At 60.3% G+C, this 18,690-nt stretch carries 14 protein-coding genes and 3 pseudogenes; 5 read left to right on the top strand and 12 right to left on the bottom strand.

Going from position 1 to position 18,690, the window contains the following annotated elements:
* The first annotated feature begins 9 nt into the window (after positions 1–9).
* From ACTGJ9_RS29760 to ACTGJ9_RS29745, 4 genes are all read left to right on the top strand, one after another.
* Positions 10–1,623, top strand: coding sequence for a Gldg family protein (locus ACTGJ9_RS29760; protein WP_456673969.1), 1,614 nt, complete (start codon positions 10–12; stop codon positions 1,621–1,623).
* On the top strand, positions 1,620–2,939 hold the full coding sequence (locus ACTGJ9_RS29755) for a DUF4340 domain-containing protein (protein WP_456673968.1): 1,320 nt from the start codon (positions 1,620–1,622) through the stop codon (positions 2,937–2,939). The genes ACTGJ9_RS29760 and ACTGJ9_RS29755 overlap by 4 nt, the downstream gene beginning before the upstream one ends.
* The gene (locus tag ACTGJ9_RS29750; RefSeq protein ID WP_456673967.1) at positions 2,846–3,763 is read left to right on the top strand and encodes a HupE/UreJ family protein; all 918 of its coding nucleotides are present in this window, start codon (positions 2,846–2,848) and stop codon (positions 3,761–3,763) included. Before ACTGJ9_RS29755 ends, ACTGJ9_RS29750 begins: the two co-directional genes overlap by 94 nt.
* Before the next feature lie 397 nt (positions 3,764–4,160).
* Positions 4,161–4,298: a hypothetical protein gene (locus ACTGJ9_RS29745; protein WP_456673966.1), complete on the top strand. Its 138-nt coding sequence runs from the start codon at positions 4,161–4,163 to the stop codon at positions 4,296–4,298.
* Between the two features lie 244 nt (positions 4,299–4,542).
* On the opposite strand, the gene ACTGJ9_RS29740 is transcribed toward ACTGJ9_RS29745, so the two are convergent.
* Positions 4,543–4,740 carry a hypothetical protein gene (locus ACTGJ9_RS29740; RefSeq protein WP_456673965.1) on the bottom strand — a complete coding sequence of 66 codons (198 nt, stop codon included), beginning with the start codon at positions 4,738–4,740 and terminating at the stop codon, positions 4,543–4,545.
* A gap of 393 nt (positions 4,741–5,133) precedes the next feature.
* Positions 5,134–5,439, bottom strand: coding sequence for a hypothetical protein (locus tag ACTGJ9_RS29735; RefSeq protein WP_456673964.1), 306 nt, complete (start codon positions 5,437–5,439; stop codon positions 5,134–5,136).
* A gap of 365 nt (positions 5,440–5,804) precedes the next feature.
* Here ACTGJ9_RS29735 and ACTGJ9_RS29730 point away from each other — a divergent pair, with 365 nt between their 5' ends.
* Positions 5,805–6,017 (top strand): hypothetical protein, encoded by a 213-nt coding sequence (locus ACTGJ9_RS29730; protein ID WP_456673963.1) that lies wholly within the window; start codon positions 5,805–5,807, stop codon positions 6,015–6,017.
* A gap of 167 nt (positions 6,018–6,184) precedes the next feature.
* Here ACTGJ9_RS29730 and ACTGJ9_RS29725 read toward each other — a convergent pair whose 3' ends face one another.
* The 10 genes and pseudogenes from ACTGJ9_RS29725 to ACTGJ9_RS29680 form a co-directional block, all read right to left on the bottom strand.
* On the bottom strand, positions 6,185–6,517 hold the full coding sequence (locus tag ACTGJ9_RS29725; protein ID WP_456673962.1) for a hypothetical protein: 333 nt from the start codon (positions 6,515–6,517) through the stop codon (positions 6,185–6,187).
* A gap of 469 nt (positions 6,518–6,986) precedes the next feature.
* Complete coding sequence (locus tag ACTGJ9_RS29720) at positions 6,987–7,589, bottom strand: plasmid pRiA4b ORF-3 family protein (RefSeq protein WP_456673961.1); 603 nt, start codon at positions 7,587–7,589, stop codon at positions 6,987–6,989.
* Entirely contained in the window at positions 7,586–9,151 is a 1,566-nt protein-coding gene (tnpC, locus tag ACTGJ9_RS29715) for an IS66 family transposase (protein ID WP_456673960.1), read from the bottom strand. Before tnpC ends, ACTGJ9_RS29720 begins: the two co-directional genes overlap by 4 nt.
* Positions 9,152–9,202: 51 nt before the next feature.
* On the bottom strand, positions 9,203–9,556 hold the full coding sequence (gene tnpB, locus ACTGJ9_RS29710; protein ID WP_456673959.1) for an IS66 family insertion sequence element accessory protein TnpB: 354 nt from the start codon (positions 9,554–9,556) through the stop codon (positions 9,203–9,205).
* Positions 9,550–9,972: an IS66-like element accessory protein TnpA gene (gene tnpA, locus ACTGJ9_RS29705; protein WP_456673958.1), complete on the bottom strand. Its 423-nt coding sequence runs from the start codon at positions 9,970–9,972 to the stop codon at positions 9,550–9,552. Before tnpA ends, tnpB begins: the two co-directional genes overlap by 7 nt.
* Positions 9,973–10,671: 699 nt before the next feature.
* A complete protein-coding gene (locus ACTGJ9_RS29700) occupies positions 10,672–11,073 on the bottom strand; it encodes a hypothetical protein (RefSeq protein ID WP_456673957.1) in 402 nt (133 codons plus the stop codon).
* Positions 11,074–11,089: 16 nt separating this feature from the next.
* Entirely contained in the window at positions 11,090–11,290 is a 201-nt protein-coding gene (locus ACTGJ9_RS29695) for a hypothetical protein (RefSeq protein ID WP_456673956.1), read from the bottom strand.
* 136 nt (positions 11,291–11,426) lie between these two features.
* Positions 11,427–11,660 (bottom strand): annotated as a pseudogene (locus ACTGJ9_RS29690) (DinB/UmuC family translesion DNA polymerase); the annotation flags it as partial.
* A pseudogene (locus ACTGJ9_RS29685) lies at positions 11,642–12,691 on the bottom strand (IS256 family transposase); the annotation flags it as partial. The pseudogenes ACTGJ9_RS29685 and ACTGJ9_RS29690, both read right to left, overlap by 19 nt.
* Positions 12,692–13,132: 441 nt before the next feature.
* Positions 13,133–18,660: pseudogene (locus tag ACTGJ9_RS29680) on the bottom strand (trifunctional serine/threonine-protein kinase/ATP-binding protein/sensor histidine kinase).
* Positions 18,661–18,690: the final 30 nt, after the last annotated feature.

The raw sequence follows: 18,690 nt of genomic DNA, 5'->3' as shown, positions 1-18,690 counted from the left end.
AGTGAGCCGATGTCCCGCCTGGCCCGATCGGAAATTGCCCTCATTTTACTCGTGATCCTTGCGATCGCCTCTGGAGCGCTAGGCTTCGCCGGGCTTGGCGAACGCTCATCGGATTGCCTCCTGTTCGCGGCGTGCCTTCTTGCGCTGCTCGCTTTGTTTGTGCTTGCGGTCAAGCTGCCGCTGCGCGGCAGCGGATCGCGGCTCTCAGCGTGGGTGACGAATCTGTCTATCGTGCTCGCGGCACTTGCGATCGTGATTGGGGCCAATGTCGCGCTGTACCGGCATGACGTCCATTTCGACGTGAGCCGGGAAGGACGGAATACGCCGCCGCGACAGCTCACAGACGTCATTACGCAATTACGGACGCCGCTTGCGCTGACGTATTTCTACAACATAGGCGATCCCAACGCAGTTGCTGTTAAAGCACTCGTCGAAATTGCCGCGCGGAGTCATCCGCTGTTGTCGTTCCGCGCAATCGACCTCGACAGGGAGCCGGGGCTTGCACGGGACGCTGGTGTGCGATCGTACAACACAGCAGTGCTCCAGGCGGACGGGCGCAAGGTGCTGGTCGAAAACGTCACGGACCCCGCGCGTCTAAGCTATGCGGCCTTGCGCGTGCTCCGGAAGCGCACCGATACGGTCTGCTTCGTCACGGGTCATGGAGAGGTGTTTCGGCCCGTCCCGTCCCATTTCCACTACAGTCACGTGGAGACGCTTAAGGGACATGATACGCCCGGGGCCGGCGACATTTTGGAGGCTGCGCCAGAGCAGCTCGACCGGTTGCAGCTCGCGCTCGACCAGATCGGCTATGACATGCGCGGTTTGGTCACCGCGTCCGCAACCGAGGTTCCGCCCGATTGCGCGGTGGTGGCGGAAATCGCTCCGCGCGCTTCCTATGCTCCAGGTGAAGCGGAGTTGTTGGCGCGCTACCTGAAGCGCGGTGGCCGGCTCTTGCTGTTGATCGACCCGCTTTCGACAACGGAGCCGGATCTCGAGAGAGTCCTCCTCAGCCCGATCGGACTGTCGAGCCGATCGGCGATCGTCCTCGATCCGCTGAACCATTTCCGAACCGAGTCCGACAAGGTCGCAGTGCCTTATTACTCACCGCACCCGATTACGAAGCGCCTCGCGCTCACCGTTTTTCCGCAAGCGCGACCGATCCGCTTGATGCAGCCGCCCGACGGCATAAGCGCGACTGTCCTGGCTGCGAGCAGCCAGGACAGCTATCTCGTCTCATCAGCTGCGGCAAGGGAGATGATTGCGTCCGCGAAGCCACAGGAAGCAGCTAATGTCGAGCGCGGCGCTCAGGCGCTCGCCGTCGCGCTCGAGGGTGCCTGGCCCGGTGAGCCGGGCCCCAAGCGTTTTCGCCTCGTGGTGGCCGGCACTAGCAAATTCGCTACCAACGAATACTTCCCCTATGTGTCGAACGGTGAGCTTTCACTGGCGATGCTGCGCTGGCTTGCTGACGACGACACGACCCCCAGCGTGGCGCCGCAAACCTATCAGGTGCCGGAGATCGTGCTGACCAGCCGGCAGATGCGCGACAGCTTCATCGCGCTCGAGCTGTTGCTGCCGCTGAGCACGGCAATGTGCGGCCTTGCGGTGTGGTGGAGGCGGCGTTGATAGGCGTCCACATCACCCGCAGTATTCCCCGCTGGAGCACGCCATTCGCCGCGGCAGTTCTTATCGGACTCCTTGCGATGCTTGTGATCAGTGGCAAATGGCCCGAGTTGCGCAGCAAGGTCGCCTTTTCAGGGAAGGGAGTGGTCGCGATCGACCCGGCAGAGATCCGCCGCGTCGAAATTCGCGCAGGCTCGGATAGTCTCCCCATGATGCGTGAAGCGAGCGGTTGGACGATCGAGGCGCTGCCTGCCTCGGTGCCGCCCGAAGTCGCCAGACATCTCGAGACCGCGCTGCGCCTGATCCATGTCAGTGAGTCCTCGCGCGAGATCGCGCCGGATGAACTTACGCCGCCGAGCTTCGCAGCGTTCGGGCTTGATCCTCCCTTGACTGTGGCCGTGCTTGAATCGAAGCAAGGCGACCGCGTAACGGTCAATTTCGGAGGGCTGAACCCGGCAAGCACCGCGCACTATGTCCGGGTTGCCGGCAGGCCAACCGTTTATCTCATGCCGCGCCACGTTGCAGAGGAATGGCGCGTGACGCTCGATATGGCGCGTAGGTTGGTGGGCCGGAATCAGTCGGTCGCCGCTCGCGGCAAGGACCTGCTGCTGCCGATGTCGATAACCCAGGCGTGGGCGATCGAGATTGTGTTTGCGGGAAAGCTGACGCGATTCGAGCGCGATCCCGCTGGCAGCTGGTTCAGGCATCTTGGTCAGCATAGCCATTCTACCGGTACAGCCGCACACGTTGCGGACCCCGCGCAGGCTGAGATCATCGATGCGGCACTGCGCGCCTTCGATAGCAGCGCGGTAGAGACCCGCGTTGGGCCCGCTACTTCTCCGCAGCTCGAGCGCTACGGGTTGACGCTGCCGGGCCTTATCTTGCTGCTGTATGCGCGCGACAACTCGACGCCGCTGGCTAGGGTTGAATTTGGCGCGGCATCCGACAGCCTCGATCGCTATGCCCGCCTAGCGCCTGACGGAGAGGTGGCGACGGTTGCCGAATTCGAGGCGAAGCGGCTCACCGATCTGCTGCGGGCAGTCGGAGGGGCTCCTGAAATGCGGCGGCTGGTCGGCTTGGCGGCTGTCCTGCTGTTCGCTTTGGTAAATTCGCAGGCTCACCAGATGAATCTCGTGACGGCCCGGGTTGCGCTCGGAGTCGACCGAGCCGTTTCGGTTGAACTCGCGTTGAAAGGAGCGACGTCGATCGGCTCGCCGGAACACAGGTGTTCGACTTGCGTGGTGACGCCGTCGATCCGGCGCGAGTTGCGCAATCCGCGCCGGCCATTCTCGCCTATATCGATGCGCATCTCGCGGTGACCGGTCGCGAGGGCAGCAGGTGTGCCGCCGACAAGCCGGAGTTGATGGCGGACGGCGACGGTGTGATCTTCCGAAACCGTTATAACTGCGGTGAGTTTGCCGGCGAGATCATCTACCGTTCGACTGTTCTGACTGACAAGGATCCTACGGCGCGGCAGATCGTGCTGGTCGGCGAGGAAAAAAACGAGAAGCAGGCGCTGCTGGATGCGACCCACAGCACCATCCTGCTCTCAGCGCCCGCGCCGTCGCTGCTTGCGACCATGCAGCGTTACCTCCTCACGGGACTCGAACATATCTTTCTAGGCTACGATCACATCGCCTTCCTGGTTGCAATCGTGTTGTGGGCACGCCGGCTGGTCCCTGTCATCAAGATCGTGACGGCTTTCACGGTTGCACATTCGGTCACGCTGTCGCTGGCAGCCCTGGACCTCGTGGTTGTCCCGAGTGCGATCGTGGAGCCCGCGATCGCCGCCTCCATCGTATTCGTGGCCGTAGAAAATTTCTTCTCGCGCGACATTGATGGCCGCTGGCGGGTCACCTTTATCTTCGGCCTCATTCACGGGTTCGGCTTTGCCGGCGCGCTCCGCGAACTCGGCTTGCCACCGAATGCGATTGCTCCCGCGCTCGCAGCGTTCAACGTCGGGGTCGAAATCGGACAGGTGGCCATCGTCGCAATCATCGTGCCCTTGCTCGTTGTGCTCGACTGCTTGCTCGCTTTCGACCAAATGAAACCAGTCAGGGCGGCGCCCCTGGTATACGCGTGCTCCCTCGGCATAAGCCTGCTCGGCAGCTATTGGCTGATCACACGTCTGTTCCAGACTTAACGCGAGTTACAGCCGCGACGTTTTGGTGGTTGCGAGTGCGGAGCGGCGAAACGATCGAGGCAACCGAACTAAGAGACATATGCTTCTGGTTTCGGAGTTACCAGGGCACTCACTAGTACTTTGGTTCATTTAGTCACCAGCTCGAACACTTCAAGGGCGATGAAATTCCACCGCCCGCTGTTTCAGGGAAACTCTAGCCGCGAAGCCTGCCTGCAGCCACGCCATGGCCTGCGTGTGCCCAGCTTTGCGCGAACTCTCGTTTCCCTACCACCCACTGAACTTGTAGGCTGATGGCGGTAGCGGCCTGCCGAGGATTTCTTCGATTTCCGAGAACGTGAGCCGAATGGTTTGCGCCCTTGTGCGCCCCAACTCCCTTCGTAGTGGATCGTAAACGGACATGACGCTCGGCTCGCCACGTTGGCTTGTCGTCACCGCTCGCGGGGATGTTGAAGCCGCGGGCGGCAAGTTCCAGTTCGAGCTCAGTGATCCGCTCGAAGATGCGAGCAGCGATCGCCTCGGACTCCTCTGCGGTTAACGATCGAATGCCTCTTAAGGATAGCTCGTCCCTGAGAACCTTCGCCACAAGCAATTGGATGGCCATTGGATCAAATCCTAAAATGACGATCCAACCGCAACCAAAGGGCGAGCGCAAGTGTTTAGACGGTCTTGCCGTGCTACGGCTGGATTTCTCGGTTGGAATGCTGAAGCTGTGCGGGTGCTCGCGAAAGCTCTTCCTGCAGCCGTTCTTAACAGAAAACCCGTCTGCCCCATCGGGTGACCTAACCTGCGTGGTCTGTAACAGATTGACCGTCTTGCTTCGCTTGAGCACGAGCTGTTGGCACATCCAGCTTCGATTGCTCCTCGCTCAGACGGCTTTCGATATACTGCCGTTCGAACTCCGTCAGAGTTGTTTGCAATAAGAAGTGATAGCGTTGAACATTGTTGCGATGTGCCCGGGCCAAATCGTCATCAATCATCGCCGTCGCCTTTCCGTGACTGAGACAACTAACAATTCATCATCGGCTGGATGGGCAGCCGACCAAGCAACAGCACGAGCGGTGCATCTCCGCGGCGGTCCATGGTAGTGAGCTTTTGTTTCCTAATCTGTGAACTATTTCACAACTCCCAAGCGATCGCCGCGTGGTGACGGCAGCCATTGGAAGGGGTTGACGAGCAAGGGTCGGTTTCATACAGCCCGATGCGGGGCCAAGATGTGTTCGTGCATATTAGCCCAGTTGGGCGCCGGCTCATTAAGCTTGGCTGAGGGCCAGAAGGTCGCTTATGAAGTCCAAGTCGATCAAACGTGAAGCAAAGGTGGTGCCGAAGATTTGCGCGTCTGAGACTGCAGCGACCATGGCGGGCGGTTTCGATCACTGCATTTTCTGCCCAAGGTCTCTCAGCAGCGTGTGAAGAAAGTCGCTGGCATGATCGTATTGCACGTTGCCGTTCGTGATTTGGCGGACGCGTGGATCCTTTAAGCGACCACCGGTTTCGGAGCCGAGCAACTCAACTCTGTCGGACCACTGCTGCAGTAACGTATCGGGTATATCGTCCGCAGATCCGAACATCTTCAAAAAGGGAATGTTCGCCCTCGGGCTTGTGGTCGTGATGAGCCTTCGCGCGTAGAAAGCGAACAGTCCACGGAAGGCATCACGGGAAACGGCAGGTTTTCCCATCGCAATGTCCCTGAAAAAATTACGTTCTTAATGGAAGCAAGTGTGAGGCCTTCGCGTGAGAAAAGCTAGAAAAACAATGACCCTTGCCCGTCCGTTGTCGAAGATTTTGCCGTTGGACGCGGAGTAAAAATCCAAACTCGGTCAACGATCGTGACTTATTTTGCGGCAGCCCCTGGTGGAGCGCGCGCTGCCAACCTCGAGCTTCAAGGCGCTCTCTGCCTCCAGTGCTTCCCCGCGGGAAATTAGCTGAAGCCCGAGCCCCCGAAGGCTCCAGCCTGTAGAAGTCAGTGGAGAAGTTGCGCCGACCGCGCGGCTTGCACTAAGCTCATCCGATTAAATCCGAACCGTTTTTGTGGAGTAGCGTCATGTCGAGTGCCATTGAGTTGATTGTGGACGGCTACGCGAGACTGAAAGACCGCCAGTCGCTTGAGGAGCTGAGGATGCGCCGCCGGCGCCTTGCCGGAGACCTGAAAGCCTGGGCGGGCTTTGACTGCAGGTTGTCGATCGCGCAGATCGAGCAGGACATCGCGGCAATAGAGGCCGGCCTGGAGACGTTGTCGGGGCCGGTCGGCGGGTAGGCTAACGCGCCAACCCGATGCCGTCGAGCGCGCAAGGAGGACAAGTGCTGCGATCTCAAATCATAGGGCCCGGCCGGAAAGATCAAGACCTACAAGGCCCTCAAAGAAGGCACCGCGCGCTCGCTACTTGTCGACAGCATCGGCCACATCGCCGAGGTGGCGAGTAGCTAGGCGGGAAGACGAAGCAGGATGTCTTTACTGGACAGCGTGCCGGTTGGCGTCGCAATCTCCATATCGACCACGCGAAACGAGCCGTGACTTTCGTAGACGTAGCGAAGATGCCAGACCGGACCGAGTTCCGGCGAGATGACGAAGTTGTCCAAGGCAGCCGCGACGTGTCGAACGGCATCGCGTCGCTCGACCGGTGCGGAGAACATCGCCTCTATCAGCGCTGCCAGGCTCATGCCGCGGACCAGCATGGCTCGTGCATCTTCGTCGCCGTGAGTAAGCCGGAGGGCGGTCACGAGGACGGCAACAGCATCAGGGTTCTTCAGAGCCACGGCAGGTTCGCTTCGTCCTCTAAAAGCATAATGCGGATGCCGCCCCTTTCGTGCGAGCGGCATCGGTTCGCCGCCAACTATCCCAATGGACAAATCCCCACGCCGCCCTTGCGCAGTATTGAGTACACTTCCCGACCGGAGCTGCCCGGAGGGAAAGTTGAGGGCACGGCTTGAGCCGTTCTCACGTCCGACTATGAGGCCGCGGCCGCGTGGGTGGCTTTTGACTCTCGGAATGAGCGCTCGCCAGTTCACGCTGGCGCGCAATGCGAAGGCCGCAGCGGGAGGTTAAATCGCTGCGGCCCGCGCGTGGTCAAATGAAGCCGGGTTTAAAAAGACCAAGTGAAATATGCAGCCAGCCCCGGCACCAAAAATTCTGGCGCAACTTGGCCTTTTTTGCAAACACAACTTCTCGGGAACCGAAATCCACCGTAAGCGTAGCTCTGAGGCCCATTTGATTGGCGCTTAACGTCTATTTTGAGCGCGTGGTGCGCCGGCGCGGCTTCCATATGTCGGACAACGCATTGACAGCGGCCTCAAGCGCCTTCCGGTCGACGACGTTGGGATCGAACTGCTCCGGGCCCCAGAGGCGCATATGTTCGTGCTCCGGATGGGCGGGGTCGCTGATGGCGTCGAGGTATTCGGCATAGCCTGGCGCACCGCCGACATCTTCCGGAGGACAACGGCCGGCGGCCTCGAGCAAGAACGGAAGTCCCTCCGTTGTCGTGTTATCGAACCACCTTTCGAGCTTGATCACGTGATCCCAGCTGTCGCCGAAGTCGTAGAGATAATGGATCGTCTTGGCGCCACTCTCTTGAACGATATCGCAGAGCCGCGCCTTGCGGGCATCGATGGGCTGGGGGCCAAAATCACCTTCGGGATCAGGGATACCCCAACGTCCTTCGCCGGCCAGGAACTCGAAGAGACGGCTGTTCGTCCAGCCAAACGCCGCCTGAAGCGTCAGATGCAGCCGATCAAGACGCAGCGTGAGCGGCACGACAAGGCATCGCATCACCTCCGGTTTCACGTCCTTGAGGGTCACCTTGATCCGGACCGCGGTCGTGTTCAGGCTCATGCCGCCAGCCTCGGATCGTGTGCATGCATCGTGTAGATCGACGCCCAAGGGAGCAGTTCGTCCAGTCGCGCCGCAGGCCAACCATTGACGAGCTTCGCGAGAACATCAGCGAGCCAGTGCTCGGCACTGACGCCATTGAGCTTACAGGTCTCGATTAACGATGCCAGAACTGCCCAATTCTCGGCGCCCTCGTCGCAACCGGCAAAAAGGGAGTTCTTCGCGTTGAGCTTGATCGGCCGCATCGCACGCTCGACAGCATTCGTGTCCATCTCGATGCGCCCGTCATCAAGGTAGAGCGTCAGGCCGTCCCAATGACGCAACGCGTAACGCAAGGCCTTCGCCGTGTCGCTCTTTTGTGCAAGGTAATCAAGCTTGGCCTCAAACCACTGCTTCAAGGCTGTAGCCAGAGGTCGGGCATGCGCCTGCCTGCCAGCACGGCGCTCGGCCTCCGATCGGCCGCGGAGCGCCTTCTCGACCGCGTAAAGTTGGGCGATGCGCTCAAGAGCCTCGCGGGCAACCGGAGCTGGCGCCGGAGCAGCCTCGCGCTCGATCTTCACAAACTGGCGCCTCAGGTGCGACCAGCAGAAGGCGAGCGTTCCGGACAAGGCGTCCGCACGCGTCTCTCGGGTCATGGTCTTGTAAGCCTGATAGCCGTCGCAGTGGATGATGCCGCGATAGCCCTCGAGCAGCCTCAAGCCATGAACGGCCCCACGGCCCGGTGCATAGGCGTAAACCACGCCAGGTGGGTCAGGTCCGGCCCAGGGCCTGTCATCGCGTGACAGCGCCCAGAAGTAGCCGGTTTTGGTCCTGCCGCGCCCCGGATCCAGCACCGGCGCCGGGGTCTCATCGACACAGAGCTTCGAAGAGGCGAGCAGAAGCTGGCGCAGACGATGCCACAAGGGCTTCAATTCCTGGGCGGCGTAGCCGACCCAGAAGGCGAGCGTGGAACGGTCGATGGCGATACCGTGGGTCGCCAGCATCTGCGCCTGACGATAGAGCGGCAAATGCCAATGATACTTGGCGTCAATTACATGCGCGACGAGACGCTCGGTGGGCAGTCCTCCCTTGATCAATCGCTCGGGAGCAGCGTGCTGGAGGACGACGCCGTGACAGGCGCGGCAGGCCAGTTTGGGGCGGCGGGTGACGATGATGCGATACTGCGCCGGTACGACGTCCAGCCTCTGGCTCTCATCGTGACCGATCTCAAAAAGGTCGCCTGCGCAGCACGGGCAGCAGGTTGCAGCCGGCATCAGGGTCTCGATGATGCGCGGCAAATGCTCCGGCAGCTTGCCACGATTGGCCCTGCGCTCGGCAGCTCTCTTCTCGCGTGTTCTGGGATTGGCGCGGTCCTCGGCTGCTTCGAGAGCCGCGACAGCCTGATCGATATCCTCCAGAACAAGCTGGAGCTGATCACCGTCGAGCTTTTCCGACGATCGACCGAACTGCGCATCTTTCGCAAGCTTGAGCAACCGCTCGAGCCTGGCGCAGCGATCCAGCAGAGCCGCGGCAAAGACACGCAGCTCGGTTGGATCGCTCGGCAGCTCATCAGGCAAATCACTCATTGGCCCAACTCTGCCATGCTTCGCGCCCCGATGCAGCGAAGTTTTTATCTCCTACGCAAGTGCTTTCGGCTGCGGGATTCGAGGCGCGTGCATCCGCGTCCAATCCATGCCGGCCAGAAGCGCGGACAGCTGGGCGGCATTCATCCGCATCACGCCGGCTACGATGGGTGGCCATTTGAAGCCGCTGCCATCGAGCCGCTTCCAATACATCACAAGGCCGCTGCCATCCCAGACGACAATCTTCACCCGATCGGCGCGCTTCGCACGGAACACCACCGCCACGCCCTTCATCGGGTCATGGCCCAGCGTCTCCTTCGCCAACAGCGCCAAGCCCTCCGCACCTTTTCTGAAGTCCACAGGTTGCGTCGCCACGTAAATCATGAGGCTCGCGGGCGGCATCAGCATGAACGTGTCCGTCGAAGCGCCAAGAACACATCACTCAACACAGCAAGGCCAGGCGTCCCTCGCACCTCCACGCGTGCCCCCTGGAGTTCAACCGTTACAACGGCTGCTTCCGGCGACCCGGTGGGCTCTGCGGCCGCCGGTCGCGCCGATTCCGATACCACCGGCACGAACGACAGCGTGTCCGCCGAAGCCGGCAGCACCAACTGGCCCAAACGCGCCCGGCGCCGCCAGTCGTGCACCTGCTGGGGCCGGCACCCATGGCGACGCGCGACATCTGTGACAATCGCCCCCGGCTCAAGGCTTTCCGCGGCAATCTGTGCCTTCAAATCGTCCGGCCAGCGCTTTCGACCTGCGCCTGCGTACACTTCGATACGCGGTGACAACGGTCGTCTTATGTCGTCCGAATGGTCGTCCATTATGAGCACCCTTGCAGAAGATGACTCTTCTAGCGGTGCTCTCAGGATTGAGTACAACAATTCTCAAGGGCCTCAACGCCACGCTTACAATCCACCGACTGGCATTGTGTTCCGAGAACGGAACAAATCTGTTGTTCTCCGCTCGAACTGGAGCTTGGCCGTTATGAAACCACAAACCTAAGCAGTGGACCAAGGGCGAGGTACAGACGCTGATCAAAATGATCATGAGGGCTCGACCGCGGCTGAAATCGCAACCGAGCTTGGAAGGTATACGTGTCCGTGAAACGTGTGGCCGGAGACATGGGCCGTTTGCTACGAACCGGTGGTTAGGCTCGGCCGTCTTTCGCTATTGCCACGCACGTTTCGCAATTGTGCGCAATGACGCACTCGCGGCCCAGCGCGTCCTTCTCCGGGAGAACGACGTCGCGCCGAAATCTCCCAAACACATTTAAATCAGACAAATCAGAAATCCCGCGGTTCTTGACTGATAAGGTTTGTCGCCAAACCTTATCAGTCGTGCGAGGCGGGCCCATCTCGCGCGACTCGCCGCGGAATGCCCGGCCGCTTCGCCGCCCCGGCCGGAGATTGTCCGCTCCGGGCCAACCCGGCACAGCAGCACCTCGGACGTCGGAGGGATTTGTTCGTCTTCAATGCGAGCCAACGGTCAACCTTTCGGCCCTTCCGGCAACTTAGGGCGCATCAGGAAGCTTGCGCTCGCGCGCGTTCGCCGGCTTCGCGCCGGCGCTGGCGACGTTCGCGCCGGCGCTTCGCTCGGTCCATTGGTTGCGGCAACGCTGGCACCGGCGCCGCAGCCGCTTCTATTGCGACCTTCTCAACCCCAGGGTCGCTTCGGCGCGCTTCCATGGACTCGAGCATGGCTCGCCCTTTGACGGTAATCCTCCAGCCGCCATTTTGGCGCTCAACGAGGCCGTCCGAAAAAATGTCGAGCCCGGGCACGCGCGCGGCCAGGCGCTTGGTGCGCTCGGCCCAGTCCGGACCGCTGGTCGCAAGGATGGCCATGTCGCGCTTGAGGTCCGCCATCACAGCGAATCCATCCGGGTAACTCACCAGGATCTTCAACACCGTGACCTGGAAATTCACCCCCGCACCTCGTCCATCAAGGCCACATCGTCGGCGCTTGCGCGAGGGCTTTCCGACCGACCTGCCGTAGCACCGCCGGCGTCGCTTCGCCGGTTCTTGCGGATTCCAGGATCTTGCAGGCGACGTGGATGCGAGCGCCGGTCTCGTCGCGGGGCAGCTTTTCGCAGACCTCGTCGAGGACCGCTCGCAATAGAGCGGTTGTCGCTTGTTCAAACATGGGTACGCCCCTAGAAAGCCCGACCTTACCGCAAGTCTTTCCACTTTGGGATTCACGAATGTTAACCAATGAGTTCTGCCGCGCTGCACACGACCCGCGCCTCGCCCTCCTGAAATCCTGCTCGATACTGCGCCTCTCAAATAGGCAGGCCGAGTTGCGGCTCCGCCTGCGCTTCGCCATGGAGCGTCGACAAGGATACTCCAAGAAGCCGGACCGGTTTTGGAGCGGGCATCTCGTTCTGCAGCAAAGCGATCGATAAGCGTTCGAGCTCCCCGCGGCTCGAGATTGCGAGCGGTGTGGACCTGCTCCGCGTGATGATCTCGAAATCGTTGAACTTGAGCTTCAGCGTGACGGTTCGGCCCCGCGCGCCCTTGTCCAGTGCTCGGCGGGGAAGTCGTAGAACGCCAGTAGCGTGTCCCGATCCTTGCTCAGGCAGTCGGCCGCCTTCTCGTATTTGGGCGTGTAGCTCTCGATGAAGGCGTCGAACGCCAGCTCGGCTGTGGCCTTGGTTTCGGCCATCCAGATCTCCTGCAACGCGCGTTTGGCTTTCGGGTGCTGGCTCTTCGGCAGTTTGCTGAGCACGTTGGCGGTCTTGTGCACCCAACAGCGCTGCTCGCGCGTTTTCGGCCAGACCTCACCGGCGGCCTTCCAGAACCCGAGTGCGCCGTCGGCGATGACGAGCCGCGGCGGCACGGCGAGCCCGCGCCGCTTCAGATCAAGCAGCAGATCGCGCCAGTCGTGCGCGCTCTCGCGGGAACCATCGGTGAAGTCGACCAGTTCCTTGCGGCCTTCTGGCGTCGCACCGATCAGCACCAGGATGCACTGCTTTTCGTCTTCGAGGCGGGCCTCCAGATGGATGCCATCGGCCCAGATGTAAACGTAGCGCTTCGCCGACAGATCGCGCCTCTGCCACGCGGCGTGTTCGTCGATCCAACCGTCCTTCAGCCGGCCGATGGCGGATGCCGACAACCCGGCAGCATCCTTGCCGAGCAGCGCCGCCAGCGCCTCCGAGAAGTCGCCGGTGGAGATACCCTTCAGGTAAAGGATCGGCAGCAGCGTCTCGATCGATTTCGAGCGGCGCATGTAGGGCGGCAGGATCGACGGAGAGAACCGGATGCGACCAGGATCGGTAGCGGCCGCCTCGCGATCGCGTACACGTGGCTGGCGGACGGCGACCGGACCGATGCCGGTCATCACCTCGCGTTCCGGCAGGTGACCGTGGCGCACGAGGCGCTGGTGGCCGTCCGCGGTCTTCAAATCGGCATGCTGGCCGAGAAAGTCTGCGACTTCTGCCTCGATCGCCTTGGCGAGAAGGGCACGTGCCCCGTTGCGCAACACTTCTGTGAGTTGATCGTCGAAGATTCCTGGCTGAATCAGCTGGATGACGTTATCGTTGGACACGGCATATCGCTCCTTCGGTGGAGAAGTGGAGGTGTCAAGCACCCCCACGATATGCCGCCTTTCCGATTCCCGCCGTCACCAACTTTCAGCGATAGCTCCCGCGCCACGGCGGCGGGCAACTGTGCACAACGGTCGCGAGTCCGGTTAGACGCACCGAAAGGAATGCCGGAACGCCACGAGAAATTCCGGATCGTTATCGTTTCCATTCCACTGGCGCGCCGCCATGGATTAGCATACGCTTGAAACCGGCGTGCCCTTGCGGCTTCCAGGACGCCATCTGCCATTGCATCAAGCCTTCTCATAGGGCGAATTTCGTAGTTGCTGCGAACCGGTCTCGGGGCAATGGCGCGTGCTTGAAATCACAAACCTCCAAGAGTCATATCAAGATCTGTCAGTTCTGTAGGCACCCGCTCTGGTGTTGGCCTGCTGCAGATGTTCGATTTACGCTGCCTCATTTGACTGCTCGGGCACCGTGAATTGAAAACTTGCGCCCTGCGGCTGGGCAGCGGTGGCCCAGAGTTCCCCTCCGTGCGCTTCAATGATGGTGCGGCAAATCGACAGACCCATCCCCAAGCCGCCAGGCTTTGTGGTGTTGAAGGCGTCAAAGATACGCTCGAGACCCTCTGAACTGAGACCTGGACCCGAATCCCGCACCACGACGAGCACGCCGGAGGGCTCCCCGTTATGAGTGGTGATCACCAATTCTCGCGTCCCTTCACTGACCGCACTCAACGCTTCGACGGCGTTGATGATCAGGTTCATGATCACTTGCTGCAGCTGAACCCGATCTCCTTGAATGAGCGGCAAGCCGTCCCCCAGGTGTGAATGCACCGAAATGCCATTCTTGACGACTTCGCCGCGGGTCAAGGCGATCACCTCGAGGATTGCTTCGTTGATGTCCACGTCTTCTTTCCGCAGAGGTGCTTTTTGAAAAGCGCTCGTATCCGGCCGACAACCTCGCTGACGCGTTTGCCGTTTGCAAAGATGCGGTTGAGAGCCTCCCGAGCTTTCTCCAGATCTGCTGGTTCTTTGCTCAGCCAGTGCAACGCCGCAGAGGCATTGTTGAGCGTCGCCCCGATCGGCTGGTTGACTTCATGGGCGATCGAAGCCGAGAGCTGCCCCAGTGTCGCAACTCGATTTGCGTGCACGAGCTCCATCTGCACCTCGCTGTAGCGCCGCTCGCTTTCGCGAATTTCCGCCTCCGCTCGCTTGCGCTCGGTTAAGTCCACCACGAAGGCCACGCCCTGGTCGGACCGCCCGCCGAACGTCGCTGCCCCGACCAGCACCGGCACGCGGCCGCCGCTTTTCCGGAAGTACTCCTTCTCGTAGGGTTGCGTGGTTCCGGTAGCCTCCAGCTGGGCTAGTCGTCGGTCGTCGGCATCGCGCCATTCGGTGGGCGTCAGATCCCGCCAGCGCAGTCGACCGGAGACAACATCGTCGCGGGCATATCCGGTGATGCGGAGAAACGCTTCGTTAGCATCGATGATCCGGCCGTCAACATCCCAGAAGAGGATGCCGATGATGTTGGCATCCACTAGCCGTCGGATCCTCGCCTCCCGCTCGGCCAGCTCGCGGTACAGGTTAGCGTTCTCTATTGAGATAGCCGCCTGGGACGCGAGCAGCGTGAGCACCGCCATTCGAGTAGGAGTAAATGCGGCAGTCGCAAGGGTGTTCTCCAAGTACAGCAGGCCAATCAACCTGGTCTGTTTCAGTATCGGCAGGCAGAGCATTGACCGTGAGCGACGGTCGCGAATATAGCCGTCCGCTGAAAACGGGTTCTGACTGGACGCATCGTGCAGGAGAACGCTTGTTTTTGTGCGAAGCACGTAGTGAAACACCGAGCTTGGTAGATCTGCGGTCGTGACGCGAGCCTGTTTCAGGACCACGGTCACGTTGTCACTGGTCGCTATGGCCTCTGCTTCGATTTGATATTTATCGGCTCGGGGAAGAATCAAGAGACCTCGATCGGCACCCGCGTGTTCGATTGCCGCACTCAGGAGCGTGTTGATTAACTTCTCGAAAACGATCTCGCCTGACACCGCTTCCGAAACTCTGATTACGGTAGCCAAATCGAGTTGCTCGAAGGGTGTCACGATCGTCGCCGGGGAATCCTTGTCCACTTTGAGGTGCGGATAAAGTTCATCGAGTTGGCGAACCTTTCCATCGGCTCCCCAGCGCAGGTAGCAGGCCCGCGCGGCCCGCAAATAGGTCTCCGCGATCTTCTCGTGACCGCGCTCTGCGTAGAAACGTCCGGCAATCTCGTTGGCGATCGCCTGGTTGTGCACGAACCCGTGTTTGTGAGCTTCGCGGCTGGCCTTGTCGTACAGCTCCTGAGCGTTCAGTACGCGGCCCTCAATGCGGGCGATCTCGGCACCGATCAAGTCAGCGCGGTTCTCGAAATTTTCCGCACAGCGCGCCGCCCATACTTCGAGTTGATTGTGGTGGGCCACAAGAGCCTCAAAATGATGGTGTTTCTCGTCCGGCGATGCGGAATTCCATGCTGCCGCGTGGCCGAGCGCACTATAGAAGCAATACTCAGCCGTTTCGAAATGTGATGGTGAGGTCCAAAGTAGCTGTTGCGCTCTCAATGACGCATCCATGGCGGAAGCATAATCCGCAGCGAAGATCCGTGCTTGTAACTTACGGACCCAATATCGAAACTCGAGCAGCTTCAAGACCGGATTACTCGCTAGGTGGCGCTCGAATCGAAGCTCATCGAAACCCTCGTGGTTGAAGGAGCCAAACGTCGGAGTCAGTCCGCTAAGCGTCCGAATAAATCCGAGCTGCATGGCAAGATTGTCAATGACGAAACCGAACCGAACCTTCTGCGCATACTCGAAACCTCGCTCGGCTTCCCGCTGCACCTCAGCAAGCGGGTCTCCCGCCGCCAAAAAGTTGGTTATCAAGTGATTACAGCTATAACCCGCAAATGTAATGTCCCCTGAGCGGTCAGCAGTAGCAAAGGCGCGACGTACCAGATCACGTCCCTCTAAGACATGCCTTGCCCACGGCATGACAATGTTCCCAAAGGACATGTACGTTCGAGCTTGATAGCGGTTCAAGCCGCGCTTTTCTACCAGTTCATAGCCAAGCCGGCCGAAACGAAAACCGTCCTGATAGTTGCTGAAGCGAGGTCCAGCGATCTGGGCGAACCATACATAAGCGAAGCATGACCCATCGCTGTTGCCATACTCGAGGCTCAGATTCACCATTCGACAAACAACGAGCGAAGATAAGTTCTCCTCGATATGCATTGCCGGAAACTCGGCTAATATATCAAGAGTAGCGAGTAAGTCCGGATCGCTCATCAAAGGCAAGTCGACGAGTTCCTCGATTTGTCGACTTCCAAGCTGGGACCAGATTCGATCGTATTCGCGTTGTACTTCGATACGAGTCGGATGAAGTGACCAATCAATGCCTCCACGCTGGAGGTATTCAAGGCATATCTCGACGCCGCGATCGCTCTGGTCCAAAGTGGTATAAAGCGTGAGCCGCAAACGTGTGACGGCGGCGGTATCGGGGCCGCTTCTGGCACGACGCGCCAGCATCGAAAGTCGACTTTCGGCTGCCACCTTACTCGCGGTCAGCAATTCGCACTCGGCTGTTAGACATTCGATGGCGAAGATGAGCTCGTAGTTGTAGTCCCAAATCTGCTCGGTCAAAAACGCCCGCCCAACGGCGAGATACGAAAGCGCTGAAGTATACGCCGTTGAGATCTTCGCGCGTCTACCTGCAATTAGATTCAATTCTGCGACCCACTCACGCTCCTGATCTGACGCTACGAGATGAGCGCCACGATTGAGCTGGTTTACGATGTCGAAGATCTTCTCTTCGATCTGCGTTGGCGGAATACCGACTGCGAGGAGGCGGCCGATCTGAATATGAGCTTCGGCGCGGGCCGTTTCAGGTATTAGTGAATAAGCCGCTTCCTGGACGCGATCATGCAGAAAGCTATAAGCGCTTTCGGAGTGGAGAACGAGCCCAACTCGGACCGCTTCCAGGAGATCGCGATGCACTACATCTTTCGAGCTTCCGCAAATCTTCGTAAGTAGTGCGAGATCCGCGCTGTTGCCCAAGCAGGCAAGCTGCTGCAAGACGTTCTGTGTTCGAACGGGCAGCCGAGTCAGCTTCCCGACCATGAGGTCCACCACGTTATCAGTGTAACCCTTTGCGTGAATGCGATTCACATCCCAAGACCATCGCGCGTTGCGGTGGTCAAAAATCAGTAACGCCTCCTCGGCAAGCGCCCAAATAAACTGATTAGCGAAGAATGGATTGCCAGCAGTCTTCTCTTGAACTAGTTGCGCCAGCGATGTGGCGCGCTCCGGGGCGCAATGAAGGGAATCCGCAATCAATTGTCCCAAGTGTTCGCAGGCGAGGGGCGCGAGGGCGATCTCCTGCACTACCGCGCCAGCTTTGCGGATTGATTTGACCCTGCGCGTCAGGGGATGGGCGGAGTCCACTTCGTTGTCTCGGTAGGCGCAGATCAACATCATGTACTGCAGGTCCTGCCGGCTCAGAAGATCTTCGAGCAAATCGAGCGTTGCTGCGTCGAACCACTGCAAATCGTCGAGGAACAGCGTAAGCGGGTGCTCCGGCCGCGCGAATACGGCGATGAATCGCCCGAATACCAATTGGAATCGGCGTTGCGCATCCAATGGCGGAAGGACAGGAACCGGAGGCTGTTCTCCGATGATGAGTTTCAATTCCGGGACAAGATCGATGATAAGCCCCGCGTTTGGCCCCAACGCTTGGCGAAAGGCCTCGCGCCAGATGCTCAGCTCCTCTTCCTCCTTGCCGAGAAGCGAGCGGACAAGGCTCCCGAAGGCCTGCGCGAACGTGGTATACGGGATGTCGCGTTTGTATTGGTCGAACTTACCTGAGGCAAAAAGGCCGCGGGGCGGTACGAGCACCTTGTGCAGCTCATTGACGACAGAGGACTTGCCGATTCCGGAATATCCGGAGACCAGCACCAACTCTGGTACACCGGTCTTGATGATGCGATCGAAGCAGGAAAGCAACGTGGCGATCTCACGATCTCGTCCGTACAGCTTTTCGGGGATGAGCAGCCGGTTCGGCGTGTCCAGCAGGCCGAGCGGAAAGTCATCGATGCTGCGGCGCGCTTCCCATTCTGCCAGGCAGCGTCGCAGATCGCGCTCGACACCGCCGGCGGTCTGGTAACGATCCTCGGGAGTCTTGGCGAGCAGCTTCATAATGATCGCCGAGACGGGCGCTGGGACACCCTCTAGCCGTTCCCCTGGCGGCACTGGTTTTCTGGCAATATGGCAGTGCACCCATTCCATCGGATCAGCCGCCGTGAAGGGCAGAACGCCCGTGAGCATCTGGTACAGCGTGACGCCGAGGGCGTAGAGATCGCTGCGGGCGTCGATCGAGCGGTTCATCCGCCCGGTTTGTTCGGGTGCCATGTAGGCAAGCGTACCTGCGATGGTCTCGGGCGGCTCGGGCGCCTGCCGCTCGCGGGACAGGCGCGATGCGATGCCAAACCCAGTGAGCCGCACGTGTTCGTCCGCGCAGTCCACCACAACATTAGCTGGCTTGATGTCTTTGTGGATGAGCCCGCGCTGATGAAGCTTGTCTAGAGCAGAGGTAACAGCGATAGCAAGGCGCAAGAAGCGTCCGACCTCCATAGGCCCACCGAGCAAACGATCGAGCGGCTGCCCGCCACCGACATCGTCGAGCACCAGTACGGTCCGACCGGCGTCGCGCATGAGGGCGAGCGGCCGCGCCGCCCATGCCCCGTCGAGTTCATCTTTCAGCTCGTATTCGTGCGTGAGGCGATCGAGTCTCGCCCGGGCCGGGTGGTCGGCGGCAGGCGCAACAAGTAGCACGGCGAGCCGGTTGCCATTGTCGTCCAGTCGCCAGCCGCGACTGAACACGCGCTCGCCGTCCTCCCACAACACCTGAGAGCCGCCGTCCGAGTACGTGACGTTCAGCGACTGCTGCACCATCCGTCAAACTCCGCCGTGGGGGCTTCGGCT

Source organism: Bradyrhizobium sp. RDM12 (assembly GCF_051917485.1).
Lineage (GTDB): Bacteria > Pseudomonadota > Alphaproteobacteria > Rhizobiales > Xanthobacteraceae > Bradyrhizobium.
This window is presented reverse-complemented; position numbering and strand designations above follow the sequence as displayed.

Coding starts and splice junctions, on each gene's coding strand:
- ACTGJ9_RS29760 (WP_456673969.1), top strand. CDS start 10: ATGTCCCGCCTGGCCCGATCGGAAATTGCCCTCATTTTACTCGTGATC.
- ACTGJ9_RS29745 (WP_456673966.1), top strand. CDS start 4,161: ATGACGCTCGGCTCGCCACGTTGGCTTGTCGTCACCGCTCGCGGGGAT.
- ACTGJ9_RS29740 (WP_456673965.1), bottom strand. CDS start 4,740: ATGATTGATGACGATTTGGCCCGGGCACATCGCAACAATGTTCAACGC.
- ACTGJ9_RS29735 (WP_456673964.1), bottom strand. CDS start 5,439: ATGGGAAAACCTGCCGTTTCCCGTGATGCCTTCCGTGGACTGTTCGCT.
- ACTGJ9_RS29730 (WP_456673963.1), top strand. CDS start 5,805: ATGTCGAGTGCCATTGAGTTGATTGTGGACGGCTACGCGAGACTGAAA.
- ACTGJ9_RS29720 (WP_456673961.1), bottom strand. CDS start 7,589: ATGAGCCTGAACACGACCGCGGTCCGGATCAAGGTGACCCTCAAGGAC.
- tnpC (WP_456673960.1), bottom strand. CDS start 9,151: ATGAGTGATTTGCCTGATGAGCTGCCGAGCGATCCAACCGAGCTGCGT.
- tnpB (WP_456673959.1), bottom strand. CDS start 9,556: ATGCTGATGCCGCCCGCGAGCCTCATGATTTACGTGGCGACGCAACCT.
- tnpA (WP_456673958.1), bottom strand. CDS start 9,972: ATGGACGACCATTCGGACGACATAAGACGACCGTTGTCACCGCGTATC.
- ACTGJ9_RS29695 (WP_456673956.1), bottom strand. CDS start 11,290: ATGTTTGAACAAGCGACAACCGCTCTATTGCGAGCGGTCCTCGACGAG.